15 protein-coding genes are annotated in these 21,741 nt (G+C 71.8%); 6 read left to right on the forward strand and 9 right to left on the reverse strand.

All coding sequences use genetic code 11. The features are described 5' to 3' along the window. The first annotated feature begins 149 nt into the window (after positions 1 to 149). Entirely contained in the window at positions 150 to 1,646 is a 1,497-nt protein-coding gene (locus QWJ13_RS17400) for a flavin-containing monooxygenase (RefSeq protein WP_316525479.1), read from the forward strand. 168 nt (positions 1,647 to 1,814) lie between these two features. Then, entirely contained in the window at positions 1,815 to 3,182 is a 1,368-nt protein-coding gene (locus QWJ13_RS17405; RefSeq protein WP_316525481.1) for an MFS transporter, read from the forward strand. A 79-nt stretch (positions 3,183 to 3,261) separates the two neighbouring features. On the opposite strand, the gene QWJ13_RS17410 is transcribed toward QWJ13_RS17405, so the two are convergent. Then, the gene (locus QWJ13_RS17410; protein WP_316525482.1) at positions 3,262 to 3,891 is read right to left on the reverse strand and encodes a TetR/AcrR family transcriptional regulator; all 630 of its coding nucleotides are present in this window, start codon (positions 3,889 to 3,891) and stop codon (positions 3,262 to 3,264) included. Positions 3,892 to 4,190: 299 nt separating this feature from the next. Here QWJ13_RS17410 and QWJ13_RS17415 point away from each other — a divergent pair, with 299 nt between their 5' ends. Next, a complete protein-coding gene (locus QWJ13_RS17415) occupies positions 4,191 to 5,054 on the forward strand; it encodes an AfsR/SARP family transcriptional regulator (protein WP_316525483.1) in 864 nt (287 codons plus the stop codon). 75 nt (positions 5,055 to 5,129) lie between these two features. On the opposite strand, the gene QWJ13_RS17420 is transcribed toward QWJ13_RS17415, so the two are convergent. After that, positions 5,130 to 5,795, reverse strand: coding sequence for an SGNH/GDSL hydrolase family protein (locus QWJ13_RS17420; protein WP_316525485.1), 666 nt, complete (start codon positions 5,793 to 5,795; stop codon positions 5,130 to 5,132). 101 nt (positions 5,796 to 5,896) lie between these two features. Beyond that, entirely contained in the window at positions 5,897 to 7,087 is a 1,191-nt protein-coding gene (locus QWJ13_RS17425; RefSeq protein WP_316525486.1) for a PucR family transcriptional regulator, read from the reverse strand. Between the two features lie 137 nt (positions 7,088 to 7,224). Here QWJ13_RS17425 and QWJ13_RS17430 point away from each other — a divergent pair, with 137 nt between their 5' ends. After that, the gene (locus QWJ13_RS17430) at positions 7,225 to 8,790 is read left to right on the forward strand and encodes a GMC family oxidoreductase (RefSeq protein WP_316525487.1); all 1,566 of its coding nucleotides are present in this window, start codon (positions 7,225 to 7,227) and stop codon (positions 8,788 to 8,790) included. Beyond that, positions 8,787 to 10,502, forward strand: a complete 1,716-nt coding sequence (locus QWJ13_RS17435) for an aldehyde dehydrogenase family protein (RefSeq protein WP_316525488.1) — start codon at positions 8,787 to 8,789, stop codon at positions 10,500 to 10,502. The genes QWJ13_RS17430 and QWJ13_RS17435 overlap by 4 nt, the downstream gene beginning before the upstream one ends. Positions 10,503 to 10,549: 47 nt before the next feature. Here the strand turns inward: QWJ13_RS17435 and QWJ13_RS17440 are convergent, their stop codons facing one another. From QWJ13_RS17440 to QWJ13_RS17460, 5 genes are all read right to left on the reverse strand, one after another. Next, a complete protein-coding gene (locus tag QWJ13_RS17440; protein ID WP_316525489.1) occupies positions 10,550 to 11,545 on the reverse strand; it encodes a 2-hydroxyacid dehydrogenase in 996 nt (331 codons plus the stop codon). Between the two features lie 112 nt (positions 11,546 to 11,657). Then, a complete protein-coding gene (locus tag QWJ13_RS17445; protein ID WP_316525490.1) occupies positions 11,658 to 12,683 on the reverse strand; it encodes a 6-phosphofructokinase in 1,026 nt (341 codons plus the stop codon). Positions 12,684 to 13,034: 351 nt separating this feature from the next. Further along, positions 13,035 to 13,763, reverse strand: coding sequence for a type 1 glutamine amidotransferase (locus tag QWJ13_RS17450; protein ID WP_316525491.1), 729 nt, complete (start codon positions 13,761 to 13,763; stop codon positions 13,035 to 13,037). Positions 13,764 to 13,809: 46 nt separating this feature from the next. Continuing rightward, positions 13,810 to 15,072 (reverse strand): MurT ligase domain-containing protein, encoded by a 1,263-nt coding sequence (locus QWJ13_RS17455; protein WP_316525492.1) that lies wholly within the window; start codon positions 15,070 to 15,072, stop codon positions 13,810 to 13,812. A gap of 262 nt (positions 15,073 to 15,334) precedes the next feature. Further along, positions 15,335 to 16,006 (reverse strand): GNAT family N-acetyltransferase, encoded by a 672-nt coding sequence (locus QWJ13_RS17460; protein ID WP_316525494.1) that lies wholly within the window; start codon positions 16,004 to 16,006, stop codon positions 15,335 to 15,337. Between the two features lie 275 nt (positions 16,007 to 16,281). Between QWJ13_RS17460 and QWJ13_RS17465 the strand changes: the two genes are divergently transcribed. Next, positions 16,282 to 20,178 carry a non-ribosomal peptide synthetase family protein gene (locus QWJ13_RS17465; protein WP_316525495.1) on the forward strand — a complete coding sequence of 1,299 codons (3,897 nt, stop codon included), beginning with the start codon at positions 16,282 to 16,284 and terminating at the stop codon, positions 20,176 to 20,178. Between the two features lie 13 nt (positions 20,179 to 20,191). Here the strand turns inward: QWJ13_RS17465 and QWJ13_RS17470 are convergent, their stop codons facing one another. Then, entirely contained in the window at positions 20,192 to 21,631 is a 1,440-nt protein-coding gene (locus QWJ13_RS17470) for a pyridoxal phosphate-dependent decarboxylase family protein (RefSeq protein ID WP_316525496.1), read from the reverse strand. Positions 21,632 to 21,741 lie beyond the last annotated feature (110 nt).

Genomic DNA, 21,741 nt, shown 5'->3' on the forward strand with positions numbered 1-21,741 from the left:
AACATCCTTGATCCTTTCAGAAGCCTCTGACGCGCCTCTGAAGCGAGCAGTCCCGGGTGGACAGCAGGGTTTCAGAGGGCCTTCGGAGAATAGGCGCTCGGAAATTCCCCTCGGTGTTGTCGAGGTATCGAGCGAAAGGGAGGCGGCTGATGGGATCCGCAGCGGCGAAGGCAAGGGCGGTCGAAAAGCCGGAGGTGCTGATCGTGGGTGCCGGATTCGCCGGCCTCGGCATGGCGATCAAATTGCTTGAGGCGGGCCAGTCCGACTTCGTCGTACTTGAGAAGGCGGACGGAGTGGGGGGTGCCTGGCGTGAGAACACCTATCCCGGCTGCGCCTGCGACGTCGCGAGCGTGATGTACTCCTACTCCTTCGCTCCCAATCGGAGCTGGAGCCGGATGTACGCCATGCAGCCGGAGATCCTCGACTACATCAAGGGGGTCGTCAAGGAGCACGACCTCGAAACGCACATCCGCTTCAACTCCGAGGTGACCTCGTACGAGTTCGACGAGGCGGCCGGCCGCTGGCACGTGCGGACCGGGTCCGGGGAGGAGTACCGGCCGCGCTTCGTCGTCATGGCGCACGGAGCCCTGCACCTGCCCAACATCCCGGACCTGCCCGGCCTGGAGAGTTTCAAGGGCACCGTTTTCCACTCGGCGCGGTGGGACCATTCCGTCGACCTGAAGGGCAAGCGGGTCGCGGTCATCGGGACCGGGGCGAGCGCGGTGCAGTTCATCCCGGAGATCGCGGGTGAGGCGGCCCACGTCGACGTCTTCCAGCGCAGCGCGCACTGGATGCTCCCGAAGGCCGACCGCCCGCTCGCGAACTTCGAGCGCGGACTGTTCCGGGCCCTGCCGTTCGTGCAACGGCTGTACCGGGCCCTCGCGTACTGGACGCACGAGGTCCCGGTCCTGGCGTTCCTGAACCCCAAGTACCTCAAGGTCCTCGAACTGGCCTCCCGGCGGATGCTGGAGAAGCAGGTGGCCGACCCCGAGCTGCGGGCCAAGCTGACCCCCGATTACCAGATCGGCTGCAAGCGGATCCTGCTTTCCAACGACTACTACCCGGCGATCCAGCGTCCCGATGTGGACCTGGTGACCTCGGGCATCGCCGAACTCACCGAGACCGGGATCAGGACGAAGGACGGGGAGCTGCACGAGGCGGACGTGGTGATCCTCGGCACCGGGTTCTCCACGGGCAACCGCTGTGCCGATGAACACATCGTCGGCCGGGGCGGGCTCACCATCCAGGAGGCCTGGAAGGACGGCATGGTCGCGCACCTGGGCGTGACCGTCGCGGGCTTCCCGAACATGTTCATGATCATGGGTCCCAACTCGGGCGGCGGGGCCCAGTCCATCCTGTTCGTCATCGAGGCGCAGCTCCACTACATCGTCGAGTGCCTGCGCCTGATGAAGGCGCAGCGGGCCGACCAGCTGGAGGTGCGGGCGGACGTTCAGCGCAGGTTCAACACCTGGCTGCACAAGAAGCTGGCCCGATCGGTCTGGAACTCGGGCGGGTGCGACAGCTGGTTCCTGGACGACACCGGGCGCAACCGGCACTCCTGGCCCGGCACCGGCTCCTCCTACTGGCGGGCCACCCGGCGACCGGACCCGAAGGCCTTCATGCTGACCAACTCCACGGAGCGGTAGCCCTAAGCATACGGTCGGGCGTATGCTTACCTGGCCGTGGTCGATGACCGTGGCCGGAAGAGATGAGAAAAGGAAGTCATTGTGACGACTGCCCGACAAACAGCTGTCGCGCCGGCGACGGCATCGGACTCCGGGCCCGCAGTGCCGTGGCTTGCCGTATCGATCGTCATGATCGGTATGTTCATGGCGATCCTCGACTCGTTCATCGTCGTCGTGGCGGGCCCCGCGATTCAGGCCGACCTCAAGGCCACCGAGGGCGAGGTGCAGTGGGTCCTGGCGGGCTACCAGTTGAGCTACGCGGTGCTCATGATCACTGGTGGCCGCCTCGCCGACCTGTTCGGACGCAAGCGGATCTTCATCCTCGGAACAGCGGTGTTCACCCTCGCCTCCGTCGCCTGTGCGATGGCCCAGAACCCGGGCACGCTGATCGTGGCGCGGATAGTCCAGGGGCTGGGCGCGGCCCTGATGGTTCCCCAGGTCTTCGCCGTCATCACGGTCGTCGTCCCCGCAGCGGTCAAGCACCGGGTGTTCGGCGTGCTGGGGGTCGTGATCGGCATGGCCACGATCAGCGGCCAGCTGATCGGCGGTCTGCTCATCGGCGCCAACCTGTTCGGCTCCGACTGGCGGGCCGTGTTCTGGATCAACGTGCCGATCGGGCTGGTCTCGATCGTGCTCGCCGCCAAGTTCGTACCGGAGTCGCGGTCGGAGGGTGCCCGCAGGCTGGACATCCCCGGTGTGCTGTCGCTCAGTGCCGCGCTGCTGCTGCTCACCTACCCCCTCATCCAGGGGCGTGAGGCGGGCTGGCCGTGGTGGACCTGGGCCTGCCTGGCCGGCAGCCTGGTCGCCTTCGGGGCGTTCGTGGTGATCGAACGGGGCTTGGAGAAGCGCGGCGGCGATCCGCTGATGAAGCTCTCGCTCTTCAGCCAGCGGTCGTTCTCCCTCGGCATCGTCCTGGTGCTGGCCGTGTACGCGCTGCTGACCTCGTACTACCTCGCGCTGTCCGTCTCGATGCAGGGCGGGCTCGATCTGTCGGCCCTCGGTTCGGGCCTGGTCTACACGCCGGCCGCGGTGATGTTCTTCGTCTTCAGCATGACCGCGAGCAAGCTCGTGCCGAAGTACGGTCGCCGCGTCCTGGAGGTCGGCGCCATCGTGCTGGCCGTCGGCTACCTGGCGACCGCGATCGTGCTGCTGTCCGGTGCGCGGCTCACCCCGCTGCTGGTGATCCCCACCCTGATGCTCCAGAGCGTCGGCGGGGGCCTGCTCATCACGCCGCTGCTGAACACCGTGCTCAGCAGGATCACGCCGGAGACGGTGGGCATGGCCTCCGGTGCGCTGTCCACCGCCCAGCAGATCGGCGGCGCGCTGGGTGTCTCGGTGGTCGGGGCGGTGTTCTTCAACGCGTTCGACCCGGCGGACGGCGGGAAGGTCCATGCCGCGGGGCACGCCTTCGCGATGGCCTCCATCGCGACCTTCATCATCGCGGTGCTGGCGGCTGTGCTGGTCTTCGCGCTACCCAAGAAGCCGGCGGCCGGCTGACCGCTCCGCAAGGGCGCCAAACGGCGATGCGGTGGACCTCGGTCCACCGCATCGCCGTTTGCCCGTTCGCCGCCCGCGCTCACCCGGCAGGGGTGAGGAAGCCCTCCACGATGCGGCGGACCTTGGCCACCGCGCTGTCGTCGCCGAACCGCAGGGCCGTGTTCGCGGCGCAGAGCAGGGCGTCGATCTGGAAGGCCGTGAGATCCACGTCCAACTCGCGGATCTCACCGCTGCTCACCGCGTGCCGCAGCTCGGCCGCGATCACCTCGACCCACTCCTGCTGGTCGCGGAAGAGCGCGTCGCGCACCGGTCCGGGCTTGCTGTCGAACTCCGCGAGGTTCGCGGACCGGAAGCATCCACCGGCGAACAGCGGCCCCTGGGCGTAGACCACCCAGCGGTCGAGCAGTGCGCGCAGGCCCGCCGCGCCGCGGGGCGCCGATCGGGCCGGGCGGATCACCGCGTCGATGAACATCTCCCGTGCGTACTCCACGGTCGCCAGCTGTAGGGCCTCTTTGGTCTTGAAGAGGGTCTGGATCCCGGCCTTGCTGAGTCCGGTGTCGGTCGCCAGAAGGCCGAAGCTGACCCCGTCGAGACCCTCCAGCGAGGCGATGTCGACGGCCTGCCGGAGAACGATCTGCCGCGTTCGGGCCCCCCGCAGGAGGCGCTTGTCCGTGGTCGGCGCCTGCTTCCGCTCGCGGGGGAGTGCCATGGATCCGGAACTCTCGCCGCGCGGAGTGGCCGGCTTCGCTGCACTGTCCATACGGTCGATCGTACCTCCATGTTGCGCTTTCGTTCAGGGTGCGGACCGGTCGGACGGCTCGGGCAACTACTCGATGGGGTGGAGGGGTGGCAGCCACCTACTCGAACGTGCGGGCTGCCGCCATCACGGCCCCGCCTTAGGATCGGCGGGATCGAGAGATTCCAGATAGAAATCCGAAGAGGTCCATCGGCTCCATTCAGGAAATGCCACATGGTGCATGGTTACGGTTTATATGCAGGGGGACATCGATGACCACCATCCGCATAGGCATCCTCGGCCCCCTACGGGTCGAATTCGGAAGCACCGAAGCAGCACTGAGCGGGGCGAGACTCAGAAGCATCCTCTCGATTCTGGCGATTCGCGCCGACGGTGAGGTCCAGCGCGACGAGCTGATCGAGGAGCTGAATCTCTCCCAGACCACGGACAACGCGACCAACGCCCTCCACGCCCATGTCGCGCGGATCCGCCGCTGGCTGGAGCGCCACGGCGGGAGGCCCGATCTGCTGGAGACGGTGAACTCGGGGTACCGGCTCAACGTGGACCAGGACGCGGTGGACGCCCGCCAGTTCGTCGCTCTGGTCGAACGTGCGGTGAACCTGGCGCCGGCCACTCCTTCGGTGGTCGCGACGATCCTGGAAGACGCGCTGCCGCTGTGGCGCGGAAGCGCCCTGCCGGACGCCCTTGACGGGCCGCTCGGCGCCGCGGCGGCCGACGAGCTCCACCACTGGCGGGCCATCGCGCGTCAGACGCTGATCGATGCCTGGCTGTCGCTCGATCACAACCGGAAGGTGGTGTTGAACGCGCGGAGGTTCATCGCCGAGGATCCACTGAACGAGGTGGTCCGGGCCCGCTACATCACGGCGCTGCGACGGATGGGCAGGCATGCGGAAGCGATCGAGGTGTACAAGGACGCCGAGCGGGTGCTCGGCGAGGAACTGGGCATCGGGCCCGGCGCGGAGCTCCATGCCGCGGCCATCGAATCCTCCGGCCCCGGAACCCGGCCGAGGCCCGCGCCGGTTTCGCAGCGACGGGAGCACCGGAGCCTCGGCGAGAGCGGCCGACGGGAGCCTTCCTTCGTCGGGTCCGCCGGTCGGGCGGTTCCGCTGCGGTGAGCGCGCGGCCGGCGGGCCGGGGTCCACTTCGGGCCCCGGCCCGCCGGCCGAACCGCGCGATCGACTGACGAACGGTCAGTTGATCGCGCGCGAAAGTCCTTTGACGATCTCGGCCGCCATCACCGCCTGACCCGAGGTGGTGAAGTGGATGCGGTCCTCGCTCAGCAGGTCCTCGCGGTCGTTGATCGGGTGGTCCCACATGTCGACCAGGACGGCCCCGTACTCGTCGGCCAGGGCGCGGGTGATGTCATTGACCCGGGCGACCCGGTCGGACCAGTCCGGGAAGACGGGGACGACATAGGCCCGCCCGAGGGTGAACGTGGTCAGCTGGGCGCCGGTCGGCGCCGCGAGGTCGTACAGGCGGCGCAGGTTCCGCTCGATCTCGTCGAAGTCGGGCTGTCGCCGCACGAGGTCGTTCGCGCCGCAGGGCAGGTGGAGCAGGTCCGGGGCGAAGTCGATCATCCGGTCCACCTGCTTCTCCAGGGTCTGCGCGGTGGTGGCCTTGATCTCGGCGGTGCTGAGGTACTCCAGGTCCGGGCGCACTCGGCCGAGGATCTCCGCGACCCGGTCGGACCATCCCAGGTTCAGGTAGCCGGGGCTGGGGTCTCCGGTCCCCGCCGACAGGCTGTCACCGATCACGGCGAACCGGCGCCAGGGGGCGCCGGCCAGCAGTAGCGCCGCCTCGGCCGGTTGTAGACAGAACGGATCGGACTCTTCGGTGAGCGGTGAGAGCGAAGTCATAAGAAAAGAATACAGTCGGCCGTATGTTGAACTCAAGATGGCGTCATCACACCATCACCCGGTCGCAACCACCGGGTGATCAGTCGATCGGAACCGCCGTGTCAGCCGGTGGAGACGGTGTGCAGCCTCACGGCCTGGAGGGCGATGTACAGTTCGGCGGCCGACCTGGCGTCCGTGGTGTTGCGGCCGGTCAGTTCGGCGATTCGCTTGATCCGGTAGAGCACGGTGTTGCGGTGGCAGTGCAGCCGCTCCGCCGCCGAGGTGGTCGATCCGCCCGCGTCGAACCAGGCGTCGAGAGTGTCCAGCAGTACCGACCGGTCCGCCGGGGGCAGGGCCAGCAGCGGAGCCAGCACGGAGCCCGTCACCTCGACGGCGATCTCGGGCGAGGCCGCGGCCAGCAGGGCGATCGGTGAACTGCCGTACAGATGGGCCCCGGCCGTGCCCGGCGGCAGGCACTGCACCGCGAGTTGCGCCTGCCGCAAGGCCGTCGGCGCGTGTGCGGGCGACGTGAACGGGCGACTGATGCCGAGTCGGGAGGTGGCGGCTCGGGCGAGTCGGTCGGTGACCGCGGCGAGCGTTTGTCCGCGACCGAGCGCGAGCAGGCCCACCCGGGAGCCGGCCCGCCGGGTCCAGACGGCGGCGACGCCCTCCGCCCACGGCCCGCCCGAGGCCGGGAGCGGCGGTCCGGCGGCCTCGCCGGTCTCGACGCTCACCACCAGCAGGGCGTCATGGCCTTCCAGGCGCAGCGTGCGCAGGATCTCCCAGGGCCGGACGCTGCTGCCGCCGCTCCCGTCCAACAGGGTGGCGAGCAGCGCCCCCCGCTGCTCGGCGTCGTGCCAGGACCGCTCCTCCAGGGCCGTGCGGTAGGCCTCGGCCGCGGCGCCGGAGTACTCGTCGATCATCATCCAGATGTCGGAGGCCATCGGCACCAGCTGGGCCGCGGCTCCCGCCCCGCCGGCCGCCGCGAGCAGGCGGTCCCAGACGAAGCGGCCGGCGAGTCGGTAGGCGTGCAGCAGCGCGTCCAGCGGGATGCCCTGCTCCGCCTTCAGGCGCCCCGCCGCCCGCGGGGCGTCCAGGGTCATCGGCTCTCCCTGCAAGGCCGCCAGCAGGGTCCGCAGGTTCTCCAGCACCACGTCGCGCAGTTGGTCGCGGCTGAGCAGGGTGCTCTCGGCATAGGAGTACTCACCGCTGAAGATCTCGGCGGTGAGCGCGTCGGCCAGTGGATCCACCGCGCCCAGCAGACTTCTGACCAGCTCGGCGACGTGTCGATCGGAGGTCAGCGGAGTACTCACGGCACCAAACCCCTTGGCTCGTTGTGCGGCGGCACAAGCAGTGTGGCACGTTCTCCGACGACCGCCTATGGCCAACCGGGCCCACCTGCAACGAACATCACGTTGGTGTGGGCAGTCCTCGGACCAAGGGAGATCTGATGGAGAGCAGTGGGACCTACGACTACGTCATCGTCGGGGCCGGGTCGGCGGGCTGCGTGCTGGCGAGCCGGCTGACCGAGGATCCCGACGTCACGGTGGCCCTGATCGAGGCGGGCGGCGCGGACACCGCGCAGGAGATCCACGTCCCGGCCGCGTTCAGCCAGCTCTTCAAGGGTGAGCTCGACTGGGACCTCGACACCGAACCCGAGCCGGGGCTCTACGGCCGCCGCGCCTACCTGCCCCGCGGCAAGGTCTTCGGCGGCAGCAGCTCGCTGAACGCGATGATCTACATCCGCGGCAACAGGGCCGACTACGACGGCTGGGCCGCCGCCGGGGCCACCGGCTGGTCCTATGACGAGGTGCTGCCCTACTTCATCAGGTCCGAGGACAACGAGCGCGGCGCGGACGCCTTCCACGGTGTCGGCGGTCCACTGGCCGTGAGCGACAGCAGGTCCGGGCACCCGTTGGCCACGGCCTTCGTCGAGGCCGCCGTCCGAGCCGGCCACAAGCGCAACGAGGACTTCAACGGCGAGAGCCAAATCGGCGTCGGACAGTATCAGTTGACGCAGCGCAACGGCCTGCGCCACAGCCTCGCGGTCGCCTACCTCCACCCGGCCCTCGGCCGGCCCAACCTCACCGTGCTCGCCGATACCCGGGCGCAGCGGGTGGTGGTCGAGCAGGGCAGGGCCGTGGGGGTCGAGGTGTACCGCGGCGGGGCCGCCGAGCTGGTCCGCGGGGAACGGGAGGTGATCGTCTCCGCCGGCGCCTACGAGTCGCCGAAGCTGCTGATGCTCTCCGGGATCGGACCGGCGGGGACGCTGGGGGCCTTCGGCATCGAGGTCCTCGGTGACCTCCCGGTCGGTGAGGGGTTGCAGGACCACTTCATGGCCCTGCTCAACTACCGCACCGACGCGGAGTCCCTGTTCACCGCCGCGAGCCCCGAGAACGCCGCCCTGCTGCAGAACGAGGGACGCGGGCCGCTCACCTCCAACATCGGCGAGGCGGGCGGCTTCCTGCACAGCCGCGACGGGCTCACGGCGCCGGACGTGCAGTTCCACATGGCCCCGGTGCTCTTCCACCAGGAGGGGCTCGGCACCGTCTCCGAGCACGGGTTCGCACTCGGCCCCTGCGTGCTGGCCCCGTCCAGCCGGGGTGAGGTGACGCTGCGCTCGGCCCGTCCCGACGCGGCGCCGCGCATCCGCCACAACTACCTGACGGCCGAACAGGACCGGTCGGCGATCGTCGCGGGGGTCCGCGCCGCTCTCGACATCGCGGCGCAGTCACCCCTGGCCGGGCTGATCACCGAACCGTTCAGCGTCCCGGCCTCCGACTCCGAAGCGGACATCCTGGACTGGGTGAAGCGCCATGGGATGACCCTGTTCCACCCGACGTCCAGCTGTGCGATCGGCTCGGTCGTCGACTCCGAACTACGGGTCCTCGGCGTCGAGCGCCTGCGGGTCGTGGACGCCTCGGTCTTCCCCTCGGTGACCCGGGGCAACACCAACGCGCCCACCGTCATGGTGGCGGAGAAGGCCGCCGACCTGATCAAGGAGGCCACCCGATGACCACCTCCGCGTCGGCCGACACCGACGCCGCCCGGATCGACCGGGCCCTCGCCGACCTCGCCGAAGGCGAGTCGACCTGGGCCGCCCTCGGGCTCGCCGAGCGCCGAGAGCTGCTGGAGCGGGTCCATGCCGCCACCGCCGCCGGCGCCGAGGCATGGGTGGCCGCGGCCGCCGGGTACAAGCAACTGCCGTCCGACAGCCCACTGCTGGGCGAGGAGTGGACCTCGGGGCCGTACGCGGTGCTCACCGGGACCTCCGCGCTGGCCGCGAGCATCCGTGCCCTGGAGCGGGGCCGCAGCCCCGTCGACGACTTCTCCCTGGGCCGGGCACCCGGCGGCCGGGTCGCCGTACGCGTCCTGCCGCACGGCGTCTTCGACCGGATCCTGCTCAGCGGCTTCAGCGCCGAGGTGTGGATGCCCCCGGGCGTCGGCGTGGAGACCGTGCGCGAGCGCGCGGGACTGGCGCTGCGCCACCCGGCCAGGACCGCGGGCATCGGCGTCGTGCTCGGCGCCGGCAACATCACCTCGATCCCCGTGCTGGACGTCCTGTACGAGCTCTACGCGCACAACCGGGTCGTCGCACTCAAACTGAACCCGATCACCGACCCCCTGCTCGACGTGTTCCGCGAAGTCCTCGCCCCGCTGATCGGGATCGGCGTGGTGCGGATCCTCACCGGCGGCGCCGAAGTCGGCGGCAGGCTGGTTCACCACCCGCGGGTCGCGCACGTGCACATGACCGGCAGCGCGGTGACCCATGACGTCGTCGTCTTCGGCGGCGGGGAGGAGGGGGCCGCCCGCAAGAAGGCCGGCACCCCTCTCCTGGACAAGCCCGTGACCAGCGAACTCGGCGGCGTCTCACCGGTCATCGTGCTCCCGGGCCGCTGGTCGGAGAGCGACCTGCGCTACCAGGCCGAGCACGTGGCCACCCAGCGGCTCCACAACGGCGGCTACAACTGCGTCGCCGGTCAGATCCTGGTCATCAGCAAGGACTGGCCGCAGCGGGAGCGCTTCCTGAGCCACCTGCGCAACGCGCTGGCACAAGCCCCTGCCCGACCGGCCTACTATCCGGGCAGCGACCAGCGGGTGGCCCAGGCACTGGACGCCTACCCGGGCGCGGAGCGGTTGGGCCACGGCCGGGTGCTGCTGTCGGGCCTCGACCTCCACCGGGCCGGTCCCGCCCTCACCACCGAGTACTTCGCCCCCGTCCTCGGCGTCCTGGAACTGCCGGGAGCGGCACGGGAGTTCCTCGACACGGCGGTACGCGCGGCGAACGAGGACTTCACCGGCACCCTCGGCGTCAACCTCATCGCCCATCCGCGCACCATCGCCGCCCTGGGTCCGGACCTCGACAAGGCCATCGCCGCGCTGCGCTACGGCACCGTCACCGTCAACGCCTGGACCGGCCTCGGCTACCTCACCCCCACCGCCACCTGGGGCGCCTTCCCCGGGCACACCCTGGACGACGTCCAGAGCGGGATCGGGGTCGTGCACAACGCCGTGCTGCTGGACGGCCCGGAACGGACCGTGGTCCGCGGCCCGTTCCGCCCGGCCCCGCGCTCGGTCCTGCGCGGCGAACCGGCCCTCTCGCCCAAGCCGCCGTGGTTCGTCGACAATCGCACGGCCGCGACCACCGGCCGTCTGCTCTCCGACTTCGCGGCGGCTCCGCGCTGGTCGGCGCTGCCCAAGCTGTTCGCCTCGGCCCTGCGCGGTTGACCGCCGGGAACCTGTCGGAACCGGTGTGCCGGGATGCGGCTCGTGCGTCAGTTCTTGGGGACGAGGGTGTTTTCGTTGCGGCGGCCGGCGGCGAAGTCGTCGATGTTGCGGGCGGTGGCGTCGATGATCTGGCCGACGGCCGTGTGGGTGAAGTAGGCCTGGTGGCTGGTGACCAAAACCTGCGGGAAGGTGACGAGGCGGGCGAGGGTGTCGTCGGTGATGCCGTGGATGGAGCGGTCGGTGAAGAAGACGCCGGTCTCCTCCTCGTAGACGTCGAGGCCGACGCCGGAGAGGCGGCCGGTGCGCAGGGTCTGGACCAGGGCGGCGCTGTCGATGAGGCCGCCGCGGCTGGAGTTGATGAGGATGGCGTCGTCCTTCATCCGGGCGAGGGCGGCCCCGTCGATGAGGTGGTGGGTGGACGGCAGCAGGGGCACGTGCAGGCTCACCAGGTCGGCGTGGGTGAGGAGTTCGGGCAGTTCGGTGTACGTCATGCCGAGCTCCTGGCAGGCCGGGTTGGGGGCGATGTCCCAGCCGAGGAGTTCGGTGCCGAAGCCGGCCGCGATCCGGGCGAAGCATTCGCCGATCTTGCCGGTACCGATCACGCCGACGGTCATGCCGTGGATGTCCCGGCCGAGCAGGCCGTCGAGCCGGAAGTCGAACTCCCGGGAGCGGGTGGCGGCCCGGGTGAGCCGGCGGTTGACGGCCAGCGCCAGCGTCCAGGCGTGCTCGGCCACGGCGTACGGGCTGTACTGGGAGACGCGGGCGATGGTGAGGCCGAGGTCGGCGGCGGCGTCCAGGTCGATGTTGTTGAAGCCGGTGGAGCGCTGGGCGATCAGCTTGGTGCCGCCGGCCGCCAGGGCCGTGAGCGTTTCGGCGTCCAGGACGGCGTTGACGCTGCTGCTGACGGCCGGGTAGCCGGCGGCCAGCGGGGCGGTGTCGCGGTTGAGGGTCAGGTCCAGGCAGCGCAGTTCGTGCCGGCCGGTGAAGGCCTTCTCCAGCAGCGGCCGCTCGTCGGCCTGCACTCCGTACGCGAGGATCTCCATGCCCGGTCCCTCCAGTCGGCTCCTGCGGCCAAACTAGCGGGGGCCGCGCCGGGGCGCTTCCCGGGCGCGGAAAGGCCCCCGGACCTCGGTCCGGGGGCCTTCGGGCGGGCGGTCAGATGACCGTCTCGGCCTCCAGGTAGCGCTCCTGGGGGACGGTCTTCAGCTCGGCGACGGCCTCCGCCAGCGGCACCAGGTTGATGTTGGTGCCCTGGAGGGCGGTGATGTGGCCGAAGGCGCCCTTGTGGACGGCCTCGACGGCGTGCCAGCCGAAGCGAGTGGCGAGCACCCGGTCGTAGGCGGTCGGGGTGCCGCCGCGCTGGGTGTGGCCGAGGATGACCGGGCGGGCCTCCTTGCCGAGGCGGTGCTCCAGCTCGCGGGAGAGCTGGGTGGCGATGCCGGTGAACCGCTCGTGGCCGTAGATGTCCTTGCTGCCCTCTTCCCAGTGCATGGTGCCGGGCTCGGGCTTGGCGCCTTCGGCGCAGACCACGATGGCGAACTTCTTCTGCCGGTCGAAGCGCTCCCGGACGACGTCGGTGAGCTTGTCGATGTGGAACGGGCGCTCCGGCACGACGATGGCGTGCGCGCCGGCCGCCATGCCCGCGTTCAGGGCGATCCAGCCGGTGTGCCGGCCCATGACCTCGACGACCATGACCCGCTGGTGGGATTCGGCGGTGGTCTTCAGCCGGTCCAGCGCCTCGGTGGCGACCGAGACGGCGGTGTCGAAGCCGAAGGTCACGTCGGTGGCGGCGATGTCGTTGTCGATGGTCTTCGGCACGCCGACGATCGGCAGGCCCGCGTCGCTCATCAGCTTGGCGGCCTTCAGGGTGCCCTCGCCGCCGATCGGGATGACGGCGTCCAGGCCGAGGTCGGAGCAGTACTTCTTGGCCCGCTCGACACCGTCCCGCAGGTGGCTGGGCTGGACCCGGGAGGAACCGAGGATGGTGCCACCCTGGGCCAGGATGCCGCTCACCGAGTCCAGGGTCAGGGGGCGGTGGTGGCCCTCCAGGAATCCGCGCCACCCGTCCTCGAACCCGATGATCTCGTCGCCGTGGTCGACCACCCCCCGGTGGACCACGGAACGGATCACCGCGTTCAGGCCGGGGCAGTCACCGCCGCTGGTCAGCACTCCGATACGCATTAGCTTTGCAACTCCCGAGCAGAACCGAGGAACGGCCGGACTACAGGCTGGGACGACGAGCCGTCACCGTGACACGGCGCTCCCACGCCGCGGTGGCGGGGAGTCGGCCGTGGGGTGAAGGACCGGCCGATCCGGACGGAACGCCCGAAAACGGCCGTGAAGTCGAGCATACGGCCCCTGGTCCGGCCGGGCAGGAGCCGACGCGGGAGCGGCGCCTTCGGCGCCCCCGCGTGGAAGTGCAAGCCTGCTGCCGAGGAGGGTGTGCAGTAGGCAGCCCCATTGTGGTACGTCCGGGGCCGCCGCGGGCCGGGTGACCGCATGGCGGGCACCCGGCCGGGACGGACCGGCGTACTACTGGGGACGCGTCGCGGCCGCGATGCGCTCGGCGCGCAGCGCGTCGTACCAGGTGGTGTCGGCCGGCGGCAGCGCGCTGACGTCCAGCGCGAGCTTCAGCAGCATGTCGGCCACCGCGGGGTTGCGCGCCAGCACCGGGCCGTGCAGGTAGGTGCCGAACACGGTGTCCCGCCAGGCGCCCTCGGTGCCGTCACCGGTGCCGTTGCCCCGGCCGACGCTGACGTTGGCGAAGGGCTGCACGCCCTGGCCGAGGTGGGTGACGCCCTGGTGGTTCTCGAAGCCGGTGAGCTGCGGCAGGCCGAGGCGCGGGTCGACGTCGGCGAGCACGTCGCCGACGCAGCGGGCGCCCTCGCCGCGGGTGGTCCAGACGTCGAGCAGGCCCAGGCCGGGCTCGCGTTCACCGAGGTCGTTGATGAACTCGTGGCCCATGATCTGGAAACCGGCGCAGACTCCGAAGATGATCGCGCCGTTCTCGGAAGCGCGGACCAGCCCGGTGTCGGCGCGCAGCCGCTCGGCGGCCAGGCGCTGCGGGCGGTCCTCGCCGCCGCCGATCAGGTAGATGTCCCCGCTGGTGGGGATCGCCTGGTCGGAGCGGACGTCGATCCGGGTCACGTTGAGGTGGCGCTGGCGGGCCCGGCGCTCCACGACCAGGGCGTTGCCCCGGTCGCCGTAGGTGCTGAGCAGGTCCGGGTAGACCCAGACCACGCGCAGGCTGCTCTCACTCATCCTCGAAGGCCTTCCGTCACGTAAAGACTGGTGTGCGGGCGCGGCATCAGCCGGCCACGACCTTCCGCAGCTGCTGGAAGGCGGTGTAGTTGGCGATGGCCTCGATCCGGCCGGGCGGGGCCATCCGGACGGCCTGCTCCAGGGTGTCCACCACGTGGAACTGGAGCCCGGCGACCTCCAGGCGGACGGCCAGGTCCAGCTTGCGCTGGCCCATCACGAAGACCGGGTGCCCGGCGAGGCGCTCGTAGTCGACGTCCCACAGCCAGGAGGTGTCGGTGCCGTCGGCGTCGAGGGCGTTGACGGAGAGGATCACCGGGGCGGGCGGGCCGTCGATCAGGGAGAAGGTCTCCAGCCAGCCGGCCGGGTTCTTGGCCAGCAGCAGGCGGATGTCCCGGCCCTGGTACTGGACCACGTCGTAGCGGCCGGCCACGGCGGTGACCGAGCGCATCCGGTCCAGGGCGACCTGGGGGGAGACGCCGAACACGGCGGCGACGGCGGCCGAGCTGGTGGCGTTGGCCAGGTTGGCCCGGCCGGGCAGCTGGAGCTGGATCGGCCAGGCGCCGCGCTGCGGGTCGATCACGTGGGTGCCCTGGAGCGCCCAGTGCGGGTTGGGCCGGCGGAAGCCGCAGTCCTGGCAGAACCAGTCGTCGCCGGGTCGCTGCATCACACCGCCGCAGGCGGGGCAGGACCAGGCGTCCTCCTTCCAGGCCTGTCCGGCGGCCACCCAGACCACCTTCTTGCAGGAGGAGGCGGCCCAGGTCACCAGCGGGTCGTCCGCGTTGGCGATGACCACGGCCTCGGTGTTCTGGAGGCCCTCGCGCCACTTCTCGGCCATCATCCGGGTCTCGGCGGCGCGGTCGAGCTGGTCGCGGGAGAGGTTGAGCAGGGCGATCGCCTTGGGGCGGGTGTCGCGGGCGACCGTCGCCAGGTACTTCTCGTCGACCTCGATCACGCCGAAGCGGGCGTCCGTGCCGCCGGCCAGGGCGGAGGTGATGCCGGCCGGCATGTTGGCGCCCAGGGCGTTGGAGACCACCGGGCCGGCGGCGCGCAGCGCCTCGGCGATCAGGCGGGTGGTGGTGGTCTTGCCGTTGGTCGCGCTGACCAGGACGACGTCGAGGTGGTCGGCGAGGGTGGCGAGCAGGTCGGGGTCGAGCCTGAGGGCGACCTTGCCGCCGATCACCGAGCCGCTCCCGCGTCCGGCCTTGCGCGACACGGCGGCGGCGACCTTGCCGGCCGTGACCGCGATCTTGGCGCGGGCCGGCAGCGAGGCGTCGCGTGCGCCTGTGGGCTCCGATTCGGTGCCTGCCATGCTCAGTGGTTCCTCCTTGCTGCGGCACCACCCGGGGCCGGATAACGGGCCGTCGGGCGGCGGGGACGGGGATCAGCCTACCGACTCCATCGCCCGTCCGGATGATCCGGACCCCACGCCGCCTGCTGCGACGCGTTCGTGGGCGTCGTCGGCAGCCGGTCGAGGAGGGCGGTGTACGGAGGGGCCGCTCGCTAGTTCAGGACGACCACCGGGGTCACCGGGTTCCCCGAGCGGCCGTCGTAAGGGTCTGGTGAAGAAATGATCAGCGGCCCGGACGGTGGCCGCAGCGGGCCGGGTCACCGGCGGCCAGCGTGGCGGTGATCACTACGGTGCCGTCCTCGGCGTGGAAGTCCAGCGGCGCGTCCAGTCGGCGCATCGCGGCGATCAGCCCGGTGTTGCCGCCGTGGGTCACCGCGTACACCGTGCGGACGCCGGCCGCCAAGGCCGCCGCCGACAGCCGCCGCAGCAGCGCCGGGCCCAGCCCGTGGCGCTGCCAGGCGTCCTCGACCAGGACGGCCAGTTCGGCCTCGCCGTCGTCCCACATCAGGTGCCCGAGCGCGACGATCCGCCCGTCCGGGGCGCTCACCGCGAGGCTGTGGCCGTGGCGGGGGTCCAGCAGGTGGTCCAGGTAGCGGTCGGCGTCGCGCACCGGGCCGTGGTAGCGCAGCCGCAGCGTGGCGGGGGAGCAGCGGCGGTGCATCGCCAGGGCCGCCGCCCGGTCGCCCGGCCCGGCCGGGCGCAGCAGCAGCTCCCGCCCGTCCGGCAGCGACAGCCGGGACGACCCGTCGGACCCCAGGTCGTCGGCGCGGTCGGCCACCGGGTCGGCGGGCCGGTGGGGCCGGGCGGCCTGGCCCCCGGGCACCGCGCACCCGCGGGCGGACCAGTGGACGGGCCGGTGGCGGAGCCGTGCGGGGCGTGTGCGCGATGCCTTCATGGCGCCGACGCTACCGACGGTGCGCTTCCGTTCGGTTACGTGATCGTGAACGGGCGAATGCCCGGGGGGTGCGGCCGGGCGGGGTGGGACCGGGGTGGGACAAGGGGGTTCCCGGCCCGGGACGCCGGGTTCGGCGACCGGGACGCCATCGGCGCGGTTCACGACCGGTGCCTCAGGCGGACGGGACGGCGGGCGGCCGACGGTGGATGACGTTCCCGGTGCTCCTGGCGAACAGGAGGCCGGGCCCTTACGTCCACGCACCGAAAGCCTTCACCATGCGCAACACCCCCTCCGCCTCCACCGCCGACACCGCCTCCACCGCCGACACCGTCACCCCCGCCGTCCCGCACGCCCGCCGCGCCCCGGTCGGCATCGCGCTCACCGGTCTGCTCGACCGGCAGGCGCGCACCCGGCCCGACTCCCCGGCCGTCCTCGGCGAGGGCGGCGGCCTCACCTTCCGGCAGCTGACCGGGACCGCCCGCCGGCTGGCCGCGCGGCTGCGCGGCCTGGGCGCCGGCCCGGACGGCAGCGTCGGCCTGTACGTCGAACCGTCCGTCGAGCTGGTCGCCGGGGCCTGGGGCGTCCTGTACGCCGGGGCCGGCTACCTGCCGCTGTCGCCCGAGTACCCCGAGGACCGGCTCCGCTACATGATCGAGGACAGCGGCACCCGGATCGTGCTCACCCAGGCGCACCTGCGCGAGCGGCTGGCCGCGCTGGTCCCGGCCGGGACCGAGGTCGTCACCTTCGAGGACGCCCGGCCGCTGCCGGACGCGGCCGGCGAAGAGGACGTCGAGCCGCGGTCGCTGGCCTACGTGATCTACACCTCGGGCAGCACCGGCCGCCCCAAGGGCGTGATGATCGAGCACCGCTCGGTGGTCTCCCAGCTGCGCTGGATGCGCGACGCCGGGCACCTCGGCCCCGAGGTCACCGTGCTCCAGAAGACCCCGATGAGCTTCGACGCCGCGCAGTGGGAGATCCTCGCCCCGGCCGTCGGCGCCCGGGTGGCGGCCGGCACGCCCGGCCTCTACCGCGACCCGGAGGCGCTGGTCGGAGCCGTGCGGCGGCACGGGGTGACCGCGCTCCAGTGCGTGCCGACCCTGCTGCGGGCGCTGCTGGACACCGAGGGATTCGCCGACTGCACCGGGCTGACCAGGGTGTTCTCCGGCGGCGAGGCGCTCTCCCGGCGGCTCGCCCGCGACCTGGGACGGGCCCTGCCGCAGGCCGCGCTGGTCAATCTGTACGGCCCGACCGAGTGCACCATCAACGCCACCTGGCACCTGGTCGACCCGGAGGAGCCGGACGATCCGGCGGACGGCGCGGGTTCGGTGCCGATCGGCCGACCGGTGGCCGACACCCAGTGCTACGTCCTGGACGAGGAACTGGTGCCGGTCGCCGCCGACGGCGTCGGCGAGCTGTACATCGGCGGCGTCCAGCTGGCCCGCGGCTACCTGAACCGGCCGGAGCTGACCGCGGAGCGGTTCGTCCGCTCCCCGTTCGCCACCGACGAGCGGCTGTACCGCACCGGCGACCTGGTGCGGTGGAACCCGGACGGCACCCTCCAGTTCGCCGGCCGAGTGGACAACCAGGTCAAGCTGCGCGGCTACCGGGTCGAGCTGGACGAGATCGCCCGCGCGATCGAGGAACACACCTGGGTGCGCCGCTCGGCCGCCGTCGTCACCGCCGACGACCGCACCGGGCACCCCAACCTGGTCGCCTGCGTCGAACTCAACCCGCGCGAAGCGGCCCTGATGGACCAGGGCAACCACGGCGGACACCACCAGTCCAAGGCCAGCAAGCTCCAGGTCAAGGCCCAGCTGTCCGACCCGGGCCTGCGCGAGCCGGCCCGGCTGGCCGGTCGCGAGCGGGTCGCCCTGCCCGGCCGGAAGGAGACCGAGGCCCAGCGCCGGGAGACCTTCGCCCGCAAGACGTACCGCTTCTACGACGGCGGCGCCGTCACCGGGGCGGACCTCACCGCGCTGCTCGCGCCGCGCCGGGCCGCCGCCTTCGGTCGCGGCCTGGAGCTGCTGAGCTTCCCCGAACTCGGCCGTGTCCTACGGTGGTTCGGCCAGTTCCACAGCGAGGAGCGGCTGCTGCCCAAGTACTCCTACGCCTCGCCCGGCGCCCTGTACGCGACCCAGCTGTACCTGGAGACCGGCGGCCTGGACGGGCTCGCGGCCGGGCTGTACTACTACCACCCGGTCGAGCACGCCCTGGTCCGGATCGGGCCCGCCGAGCCCCGCGCCGAGGCCTACCTGACGCTGCACTTCTCCGGGAAGCACGGCGCCATCGAGCCGGTCTACAAGAACAACATCCGCGAGGTGCTGGAGTTCGAGACCGGCCACATGCTGGGCGTCCTGGAGGAGGTGCTGCCCGAGTACGGGCTGGACGTGCGCCCGCTCGGCCTGGACCCGGCCGTCCGGGACCGGCTGGACGTCGCCGAGGAGGACCACTACCTGGGCGCCTTCGCCGTCGTCCGGGCCGGCGGCGCGGCGCGGCCGGAGCACACCGAACTGTACGTCCAGGCCCACGAAGGCCGGGTGGAGGGCCTGCCGGGCGGCCTCTACCGGTACGCCGAGGGCGAGTTGACGCACCTCGCGGACGAGGTGGTGGAGCCGCGGCACGTGATCGCGATCAACCAGGCCGTCTACGCCCGGGCCGCGTTCGGCATCACCGCCGTCAGCCGCGCCGAGGAGCGGTGGCTGGAGTACGTCGAGCTCGGCACGGTGCTGCACCGACTTCAGCGCAACGGCCTGGCCCTGGGCTTCATGTCCTCCGGCTACAGCTCCAAGTCCGGCCACCCGCTGCCCGCTTCGCGCCGCATCGACGAGATCCTGGCCGGCCATGGCATCACCCCCGGCCCGTCGTACTTCTTCCTCGGCGGCAAGGTCAGCGAGGAGCAGATCCGCAGCGAGGGCATGCGCGAGGACACCGTCCACATGAAGGGCCCGGCCGAGATCATCAAGGACGAACTGGCCAACCTGCTGCCCGACTACATGCTGCCCAACCGGGTGCTGGTGATGGACGCCCTGCCGCTCACCGCGAACGGCAAGGTGGACCTCAAGGCGCTGGCCGCCTCCGAGGCCGTCCGCACGGCCGAGGTGCGCGGTGAGTACGTCGCCCCGGCCACCGAGCACGAGCGGTGGCTGGCCGAGGCCTGGGGGCAGGCGCTGAAGTACCAGGACGTGTCGGTGACGGACGAGTTCTTCGCCGTCGGCGGGAACTCGCTGATCGCCGTCGCCCTGGTGAACCGGATCAACCGGGAGTTCGGGACCTCGCTGCCGCTCCAGGTGGTGTTCGAATGCCCCCGGCTGGGCGACCTGGCGGCCCGGATCTCCGGCGCCGGCGAGCGGCCGGCCTCCCGGCTGGTCCCGCTGCGGCCGGGGGCTCCGGAGCGGCCGGTGTTCTGCTGGCCCGGCCTGGGCGGCTACCCGATGAACCTGCGCCTGCTCGGCCGGGAGGCCGCCGACGGCCGCGCCTTCTACGGCGTCCAGGCCCACGGCATCAACCCGGGCGAGACGCCGTACCCCACCATCCGGGAGACGGCCGCCGCCGACCTCGCCGAACTGCGGCGGGTGCAGCCCGAGGGCCCGTACACCCTGTGGGGCTACTCCTTCGGCGCCCGGGTCGCCTTCGAAGCCGCCTGGCAACTGGAGCAGGCCGGGCAGCGGGTGGCCGAGCTGCTGCTGATCTGTCCCGGCAACCCGAAGGTCCGCCAGGCCGACGGGCGGCGGTACGGCCGTGAGTCCTCGTACGCCAACCCCGCGTACGTGACCATCCTCTTCTCGGTGTTCGCCGGCACGATCAGCGGCCCCGAGCTGGAGCGCTGCCTGGCCGAGACGGCGGACGAGGCGAGCTTCGTCGCCTCGGTGCACCGGACGCTGCCGGAGCTGGACGAGGAGCTGATCCGGCGGATCGCCCGGATCGTCGGCGGAACCTACGAGTTCGACTACACCTTCCGCGAACTCGCCGAACGGCGGCTGGACGCCCCGGTCACCGTCTTCAAGGCCACCGGCGACGACTACTCCTTCATCGAGGGCCGCAGCGGCTACTCGGCCGAGGCGCCCACCGTGGTCGAGCTGGCCGGGGACCACTACGGGGTGCTGAAGGAGCACGGGGTGCGCGAACTGGCCGCCGCCATCCGGGCGGTGGGCCGGACGGCGGCCGGGGACTGAGCAGCCGGCCCCGCTAGCCGAGCAGTTCGGCGGCCGCCGCCTTGACCTCGGCGAGCAGCAGGCGCAGGTCGTCCTCGGTGGTGGCGGCGTTGAGCAGGCAGGCGCGGAGCATCTCGGCGGTGCCGAGGCGGGCGCCGGTGACGAAGACCCGGCCGCGCCGCTGGACGGCGACGGGGAGGTCGCGGTTGAGCGCGTCGCGGGTGGCCTCGTCCCGGCCCGGGGCGCGGTGGCGGAACGCCACGATCGAGGTCTGCACCTCGGCGAGCAACTCCAACTCCCCGTCCGCTTCGACGAGTTCGCCGAGGCGGCGGGCCAGTGCGGTGCAGTGGGCGATGTCCTGGCTGAGGCCGGCGCGGCCCTTGTGGGCGATGGTGGCCCAGGCCTTGAGGGCGCGGAAGGGGCGGGTCTGCTCGGTGCCGTACTCGGAGAACCAGCCGAGCGCGCCGGCCGACTCGTCGCGCAGGTAGGACGGGACGAGGCTGAAGGTGCCGCGCAGCTCCTCGGTGTCGCGGACCAGCGCGCAGCCGCAGTCGACCGGGACGCCGAGCCACTTGTGCGGGTCGAGGGCGAGCGAGTCGGCGCGCTCCAGACCGGCGTAGCGGTGGGCGATGGCCGGGTCCAGCCGGCCGAAGGCGCCGTACGCGCCGTCCACGTGCAGCCAGAGGCACTGCTCCTCGCACAGGTCGGCGATCGGGCCGAACTCGTCCACCGCGCCGGCGCCGACGGTGCCGGCCGAGGCGACCACCAGGAAGGGCAGCAGCCCGGCCGCGCGGTCGCGCTCGACGGCCGCCCGCAGGTCGGCGATGTCCAGCCGGCCGTCGGGGCCGGTGGCGACGGTGCGCAGGTGCCGGCTGCCGAGGCCGAGGAGTTCGGCGGCCTTGCGGACGCAGGAGTGAGTCTCGCCGGTGACGTAGCCGACCAGTGGCGGCAGGCCGGCCAGGCCGTCCTCGCGGACGTCCCGGCCCGCCCGGCGGGCGGCGCGGTTGCGGGCGGCGGCGAGGCAGACGATGGTCGCCATCGAGGTGCCGGAGGTGAGCAGGCCGCCGCCGGCCGGGTGCGGGAAGCCGACCAGCTCGGCTATCCAGCGGACCACGGCGCGCTCCAGGTGGATGTCGGCGTGGTCGCCGCCGGCCGAGCTGGGGTTCATCGCGGAGGCGGCGAGAGTGGCGAGCACCCCGGCGGGGGCGGGGGCGGAGTTCACCCAGCCGAAGAAGCGCGGGTTGCCGTTGCCCATCGGGTACGGGAGGACGTCGCGCCCGATGGCGTCGATCAGCTCGTCCAGCGGGCGGCCCTCGGCGGGCAGCGGGGCGTCGAGCAGGGCCCGGCGGGCGGTGTCGTCCATGGGCTGCCAGACGGGGCGCCCGGGCAGGTCGGCGAGGTAGTCGGCGACCAGGTCGGCGGTGGCGTGGGCGGCACTGCGGAAATCGGCGCCGGGGAAGTCCTCGGTGGTCATGGCGTGCTCCAGGGAGGCCGGGGGAGGTGGGCGCGGCGTCCTCGGCGCACCGTGGTCCGGTGATCTTACGGAGAGGTGATCGTATGCAAAAGGGCCCGCGCCGTGCGGCG

This window comes from Kitasatospora brasiliensis (assembly GCF_032654805.1).
GTDB classification, from domain to species: domain Bacteria; phylum Actinomycetota; class Actinomycetes; order Streptomycetales; family Streptomycetaceae; genus Kitasatospora; species Kitasatospora brasiliensis.

Bases quoted from the DNA above. Each gene is read 5' to 3' on its own strand.
- QWJ13_RS17405 (WP_316525481.1), top strand. From the start codon at position 1,815: ATGATCGGTATGTTCATGGCGATCCTCGACTCGTTCATCGTCGTCGTG.
- QWJ13_RS17470 (WP_316525496.1), bottom strand. From the start codon at position 21,631: ATGACCACCGAGGACTTCCCCGGCGCCGATTTCCGCAGTGCCGCCCAC.
- QWJ13_RS17420 (WP_316525485.1), bottom strand. From the start codon at position 5,795: ATGACTTCGCTCTCACCGCTCACCGAAGAGTCCGATCCGTTCTGTCTA.
- QWJ13_RS17435 (WP_316525488.1), top strand. From the start codon at position 8,787: ATGACCACCTCCGCGTCGGCCGACACCGACGCCGCCCGGATCGACCGG.
- QWJ13_RS17460 (WP_316525494.1), bottom strand. From the start codon at position 16,006: ATGAAGGCATCGCGCACACGCCCCGCACGGCTCCGCCACCGGCCCGTC.
- QWJ13_RS17400 (WP_316525479.1), top strand. From the start codon at position 150: ATGGGATCCGCAGCGGCGAAGGCAAGGGCGGTCGAAAAGCCGGAGGTG.
- QWJ13_RS17450 (WP_316525491.1), bottom strand. From the start codon at position 13,763: ATGAGTGAGAGCAGCCTGCGCGTGGTCTGGGTCTACCCGGACCTGCTC.
- QWJ13_RS17410 (WP_316525482.1), bottom strand. From the start codon at position 3,891: ATGGCACTCCCCCGCGAGCGGAAGCAGGCGCCGACCACGGACAAGCGC.
- QWJ13_RS17445 (WP_316525490.1), bottom strand. From the start codon at position 12,683: ATGCGTATCGGAGTGCTGACCAGCGGCGGTGACTGCCCCGGCCTGAAC.
- QWJ13_RS17430 (WP_316525487.1), top strand. From the start codon at position 7,225: ATGGAGAGCAGTGGGACCTACGACTACGTCATCGTCGGGGCCGGGTCG.
- QWJ13_RS17455 (WP_316525492.1), bottom strand. From the start codon at position 15,072: ATGGCAGGCACCGAATCGGAGCCCACAGGCGCACGCGACGCCTCGCTG.
- QWJ13_RS17465 (WP_316525495.1), top strand. From the start codon at position 16,282: ATGCGCAACACCCCCTCCGCCTCCACCGCCGACACCGCCTCCACCGCC.
- QWJ13_RS17440 (WP_316525489.1), bottom strand. From the start codon at position 11,545: ATGGAGATCCTCGCGTACGGAGTGCAGGCCGACGAGCGGCCGCTGCTG.
- QWJ13_RS17415 (WP_316525483.1), top strand. From the start codon at position 4,191: ATGACCACCATCCGCATAGGCATCCTCGGCCCCCTACGGGTCGAATTC.